Source organism: bacterium (genome assembly GCA_035703895.1).
Lineage (GTDB): Bacteria > Sysuimicrobiota > Sysuimicrobiia > Sysuimicrobiales > Segetimicrobiaceae > Segetimicrobium.
In genome coordinates this window covers 1-6,233 of sequence record DASSXJ010000091.1, presented here as the reverse complement: position 1 = coordinate 6,233, position 6,233 = coordinate 1, and the positions used below count along the sequence as shown (strand labels likewise).

The following is a 6,233-nucleotide window of genomic DNA, read 5'->3' as shown; positions in this document are numbered from 1 at the left end:
TTGCGAGCAAATGGTCGCATGAACCTGCGCAGGCACCATCATCGGAGCATTTGGCGACCCGACCGCTCGCTGAAGGACCATGGTTCCAGGAGCGCACGTAATGCTCTGTGCTTGGGCAACGAACGGAGTCAGAGAGACTATAACTACTGCAAACCCAACCCCTAACAATACATTTCGCATCGTATCCACCTCGCTGGCTTTCGGGGCCAGCCTCACACTCCTTAACAACCCAGTTCTTCCCTCAGTCATTCCCACGCAGAGGATGCTCGGCCATGTGTTTGCCGAAGGCCAATCGGGAATGTCCAGAACGGAAATCGGGTCCGGTTAAGGAACAGTGCTTGGACGGCGGCCGCCGAGGAAGGGCACACTAGCTTTTTGGTTGACCCAAGGAAGATGCGGTCGGGTTAGTAAGGCCCTCAACCATGAGTCTATGATATGACCCTGTTCGAGATAATCGTCCAGAGCTAATGTCAAGAGGGGTGGGACCCGTGGTCCCGCTCGGAGCGCGCGTGCTATAATGAACCGTTATGGCCTCGTTTAGGATGGTCACCGATCAACTCCCGGCAGGCGATCAGGCCAAAGCGATCGCGCAACTCACCGAGGGGATCCGCCGCGGCGACCGGTATCAGACACTGCTCGGAGTCACGGGATCGGGCAAGACGTTTTCCGTAGCCAAAGTGATCGAGCAGATCGAGCGCCCGACGCTGGTCCTGGCGCACAACAAGACGCTCGCCGCGCAGCTGTACGGCGAGTTCCGGCAGTATTTCCCCGACAACGCCGTCCGGTACTTCGTCTCGTACTACGACTATTACCAACCCGAGGCGTACGTCCCGCAAACCGACCTCTACATCGCCAAGGACGCCTCGATCAACGACGAGATCGACCGTCTGCGCCACGCCTCGACGAAGGCCTTGATGGAGCGGCGGGACGTCATCATCGTCGCATCGGTCTCCTGTATCTACGGCTTGGGTTCGCCCGAGGACTACCAGGACGTGATGCTGTTCCTCCGGATTGGGGAAGCCAAATCTCGCGACGAGATTTTGCGCCGGCTGGTGGACGTGCAATATGAGCGGAACGACATCGACTTCGCCCGAGGCCGGTTCCGGGTCCGCGGCGATGTCATCGAAGTCTTCCCGTCATATGAGGACCGGGCGGTCCGGATCGAGCTGTTTGGCGATCAGGTGGACCGGATCCTCGAGATGGACCCCCTCACCGGTGAGGTCCTGGGGACGAAGGCGGCCGTGGCGATCTGGCCGGCGAAGCACTGGGTGACCACTGACGAGAAGATGGCCGCGGCGCTCGAGCGCATCGAGCAGGAACTCCGCGAACGCGTACAGTGGTTCAAGGACCAGGGCAAGCTCCTGGAGGCGCAGCGGATCGAGTTCCGGACGAAGTACGACCTCGAGATGCTGCGCGAGGTCGGGTACTGTCCAGGGATCGAGAACTACTCCCGGCATCTCGCGGGCCGCGCGGCCGGGGAACGGCCGGGATGTCTCCTCGATTATTTCCCCAAGGACTATCTCGTCATGATCGACGAGTCGCACGTCACGGTTCCCCAAGTGCGCGGGATGCACGAAGGTGACCGCGCGCGCAAGCGGAACCTGGTAGACTTCGGGTTCCGCCTCCCGTCGGCATTCGACAACCGCCCGCTGACGTTTGATGAGTTCGACAGCCTGGTGCCCCAGGTCGTGTTCGTCTCCGCGACCCCGGCACCATACGAGCTGAGCGTGAGCAAGCAGGTCGTAGAGCAGATCGTCCGCCCGACCGGGCTGGTGGACCCACAGGTGGAGGTTCGTCCGGCCCGCGGGCAGGTCGACGATCTGATCGGGGAGATCAAGGCGCAGGTGGCCAAAAGCGAGCGGACCCTGGTCACCACGTTGACCAAGCGGATGGCCGAGGATTTGACCGACTACCTCCAGGAGCTGGGGATGCGGGTGCACTACCTCCACTCGGAGGTGGAGACGCTGCAGCGGGTGCAAATCCTCAAGGACCTGCGGCTCGGGACGTACGACGTCCTGGTGGGAATCAACCTCCTGCGGGAAGGGCTCGACCTGCCCGAGGTGTCGCTGGTCGCGATCTTGGACGCCGACAAGGAAGGCTATCTGCGCTCGGAGACGAGCCTGATCCAGACGATGGGTCGTGCCGCGCGCAACATCGGCGGGCGGGTCGTGCTCTACGCCGATGAGGTCACCGAGTCCATCCGTCGGGCGATCGACGAGACGAACCGCCGCCGCGCGATCCAGGTGGCCTACAATGAGGCGCACGGGATCACCCCGCAGACGATCGTCAAGCCGATTCGTGATTTCATCGACCTCGCGGCCGTCGCGGAGGAAACCGCGTCGTACGAGCCCCAAGAAGGGGCGGTCCTGACCGCGGACGAACTCATTGGCCTTGCCGAACAACAACGCGCCTCAGTGCCGTGGGACATCGCGCGTCTCTTGATGTTGAGCCCCGGCGAGCTCGAGAAGACGATCGAGGCGCTGGAGCGGGAGATGCGGAAAGCCGCGGGCGAGCTGCAGTTTGAAAAAGCGGCGGTCTTGCGCGATCAGATTCGAGAACTGCGCAAGGGACTGGGCGAGCCCTTCTTCGCCGCCGGGCGGCGGGGGGGACGCCGGGGCGCCGGAGGGATGCGCGGAGCCCGGGGCCGTCCACGGAGAGGCGTCTCGCGCCAAGGCTAGTTACCCGATTCGTTCCAGGAGTCCTCCGTATGCCGCTCGACCGGATCATCGTGCGCGGCGCGCGCGAGCATAACCTCAAAAACATCACCGTCGAGATCCCGCGAGACCGCCTCGCGGTCCTGACCGGAATCTCGGGGTCCGGGAAGTCCTCGCTGGCCTTCGACACGATCTACGCGGAAGGGCAGCGAAAGTACGTCGAGTCCCTCTCGGCGTATGCCCGGCAGTTCCTCGGGCTCATGGAGAAGCCGGACGTCGATCACATCGAAGGGCTCAGCCCGGCCGTCTCGATCGACCAGAAGGGGGCGCCGCGGAACCCGCGCTCGACCGTCGGAACGGTCACCGAGATCTACGACTACCTCCGCCTGCTGTACGCCCGGATCGGCATTCCCCACTGTCCGAAGTGCGGAAAACCGATCACCCGGCAGACCCCCGAGCAGATCGTCGATCAGGTCCTCGCGTTCCCCGAGGGGACGCGGATTCTCGTCCTCGGCCCGATCGTCCGCGGCCGGAAGGGGGAGTACAGGCAGCTCTTCGACGATCTGCGGCGGCAGGGCTTTGCACGGGTCCGCGTCGACGGGGCGCTCTACGAGCTGACCGAGGCGATCGGGCTCGACAAGAATCGGAAGCACCTGATCGAAGTCGTCGTCGACCGCTTGATCGTCAAGCCCGAGATTCGCGGCCGGCTGAACGATTCGGTCGAGACCGCGCTCAAGCTGGGCCAGGGCATCGTCGGCATCTCGGTGGTCGACGGGGAAGAGCTGACGTTTAGCCAGAACTTCGCCTGTCCGGACCACGGTGGAGTCCTGCCCGAGATCGAGCCTCGGATCTTCTCGTTCAACGCGCCCTACGGCGCCTGCCCGACCTGCACCGGGCTCGGGTTCAAGCAGGAGATCGATCCCGACCTCGTGTTGGATCCGAATCTGTCCTTGCTGGACGGTGCGGTCCTTCCTTGGGCGAACTCGACCAGCGAGTACTACCAAGAGCTCCTCAAGGCGCTGGCGGATCACTACGGCGTCGACATGCACACTCCGGTGCGCAAGCTGCCCCGCGAGTTCGTTCGGGTGCTCCTGCGGGGCGCCGACGAAGAGGTCCGGATCAAGTACCACAACCGCTGGGGCGCATTGCGCCAGTACGACACCGTGTTCGAAGGCGTGATTCCCTACCTCGAGCGCCGGTACAAAGAGACCGACTCCGAGTACATGAAAGAGGAGATCGAGCGGTACATGACCCAGGCCCCGTGTCCCGACTGCCGGGGCACGCGGCTGAAGAACGAGAGCCTGGCCGTCACGATCGCGAACCGGTCCATCGCGGAGGCGTGCGCGCTCACCGTTCGCGGGGCCCTGCACTTCTTCACCAACCTCACGCTCACGGATCGGGAGCGGCTGATCGCCCACCAGGTGCTCAAGGAGATCACCGCGCGGCTCGGGTTCCTCGTGAACGTCGGGTTGGACTACCTCACGCTCGACCGAACCGCCAATACCCTGTCCGGTGGGGAGGCACAGCGGATCCGGCTGGCGACGCAGATCGGGTCCGGCCTGATGGGCGTGCTGTACGTGCTCGATGAGCCCAGCATCGGGCTCCACCAGCGGGACAACCGCCGCCTGATCGATACGTTGCTGGGCCTGCGCGATCTGGGGAACACGATCCTCGTCGTCGAGCACGATGAAGAGACGATCCGGTCGGCCGACTGGGTGGTGGATATTGGCCCGGGCGCCGGGGCGCAGGGGGGGGAAGTCGTCGCGGCGGGGCCGCTGGAGCGCATCTTGGCGGCCCCGCGATCGGTGACGGGGCAGTATCTCTCCCGCACGCGGGCGATTCCGTTGCCGGCGCGTCGCCGGGACGGGACCGGGAGCGCGCTCGTGATCCGGGGCGCGCGCGAGCACAACCTCAAGCGGATCGACGTGCGGATTCCGCTTGGCCAGTTTGTGTGTGTGACGGGGGTCTCCGGATCCGGCAAGTCCACGCTGATCGACGACATTTTGTACCGGGCGCTGGCCCATCGGTTGCACGGCTCGCGGGCCAGGGCGGGCTCGCACGACCGGATCGACGGGCTCGAGCACATCGATAAAGTGATCAACATCGACCAGTCGCCGATCGGGCGCACGCCGCGCAGCAACCCGGCGACGTATACCAAGACGTTCGATCTGATCCGCGAGTTGTTTGCGCTGACCCCCGACGCGCGCACCCGCGGGTTCCTGCAAGGCCGGTTCTCCTTTAACGTCCGCGGCGGCCGGTGCGAGGCGTGCGAGGGCGACGGAATCGTGCGGATCGAGATGCACTTTCTGCCGGACGTATACGTTCCGTGCGACGTGTGCAAGGGGAAGCGCTACAATCGCGAGACGCTCGAGGTCCGCTACAAGGGAAAGACGATCGCCGACGTGCTCGACATGACGGTGGACGAGGCGCTGGGGTTCTTCGAGGCGATCCCGCGGATCCGCAGGAAACTCCGCACCCTGGCCGACGTCGGGCTGGGCTACATCCGGCTGGGGCAGCCCGCCACGACGCTCTCGGGGGGCGAGGCGCAGCGGGTCAAGCTCAGCACCGAGTTGAGCCGCCGTGACACCGGGCGTACCGTCTACATCCTGGACGAGCCCACCGTGGGGCTCCACTTTGCCGACGTCGAGCGTCTGCTGGAGGTCCTGCATCGGTTGGTCGACGCCGGGAACACGGTCGTCGTCATCGAACACAACCTTGATGTGATCAAGACCGCGGATTGGATCATCGATCTCGGTCCGGAGGGGGGCGAGCTCGGCGGAGAGATCGTGGCCGAAGGGACTCCGGAGACGGTGATCCAGGTGCCGGGTTCATATACCGGCCAGTATCTCCGGCCGGTGCTCCGGCGGAAGGCGCCTGCCCCCGCCGGCCGGATCGCGCCCGCGGGGAACGGAGCCGGGTCGCGCGGTTCAGACGGGCGCGTCCGGGGCGGAAACGGAACACGAGGACGGGAGCCGGTCGCCCGGCGAAGCCGGGGGCGATGAGGTCGGCGCTGGGGAGGTTTGAATGGCGAACGCTCGGGTCGTGATGTGGACGGAGGGCGAGACGGGACCCCGGTTCAGGCTGGACGAGTCGGAAATTGCCGCGGCCGGCGGTGTGATCCGCAACGTGGCGTGCCGGGATGACGCGGAACGGATCGCCGCCGCCCGCGACGCATACGTGCTCGTCGCCGCGCACGTCCAGGTCACCGAACCGCTCTTCGCGGCCTGCCCGGGCCTCGTCGGCGTGGTCCGCACGGGGATCGGCCTCGATACCGTCGATATCACCGCGGCGACCCGCCATGGGGTCTGTGTCGCGCACGTTCCGGACTTCTGCTACGACGAGGTTGCGGACACGGCGATGACGCTGCTCTTGGCTGTGGCGCGCAAGGTCCGCCTCGCCGACCAGCACGTCCGCGGCGGATCGTGGAGGCCGAGCGCGCTCTTGCCGATGCGGCGCTTCCGGGGACAGACCATGGGGCTCGTGGCATTCGGCCATATTGCCCGTATGGTCGCGGAGCGCGCGAAGGGGTTTGGCTTCCAGCCGGTCGCGTTCGATCCGTACGTGGAGGCCCCGGCGATG

General features: G+C 65.4%; 3 protein-coding genes. All 3 read left to right on the top strand.

All coding sequences use genetic code 11. The annotated features are described in order from the left end of the window. Positions 1-527: 527 nt before the first annotated feature. The gene (uvrB, locus tag VFP86_06375; protein HET8999254.1) at positions 528-2,678 is read left to right on the top strand and encodes an excinuclease ABC subunit UvrB; all 2,151 of its coding nucleotides are present in this window, start codon (positions 528-530) and stop codon (positions 2,676-2,678) included. 29 nt (positions 2,679-2,707) lie between these two features. Beyond that, a complete protein-coding gene (gene uvrA, locus VFP86_06370) occupies positions 2,708-5,656 on the top strand; it encodes an excinuclease ABC subunit UvrA (protein HET8999253.1) in 2,949 nt (982 codons plus the stop codon). Positions 5,657-5,678: 22 nt separating this feature from the next. Continuing rightward, a partial coding sequence (locus VFP86_06365; GenBank protein HET8999252.1) for an NAD(P)-dependent oxidoreductase occupies positions 5,679-6,233 on the top strand: 555 nt, incomplete at its 3' end.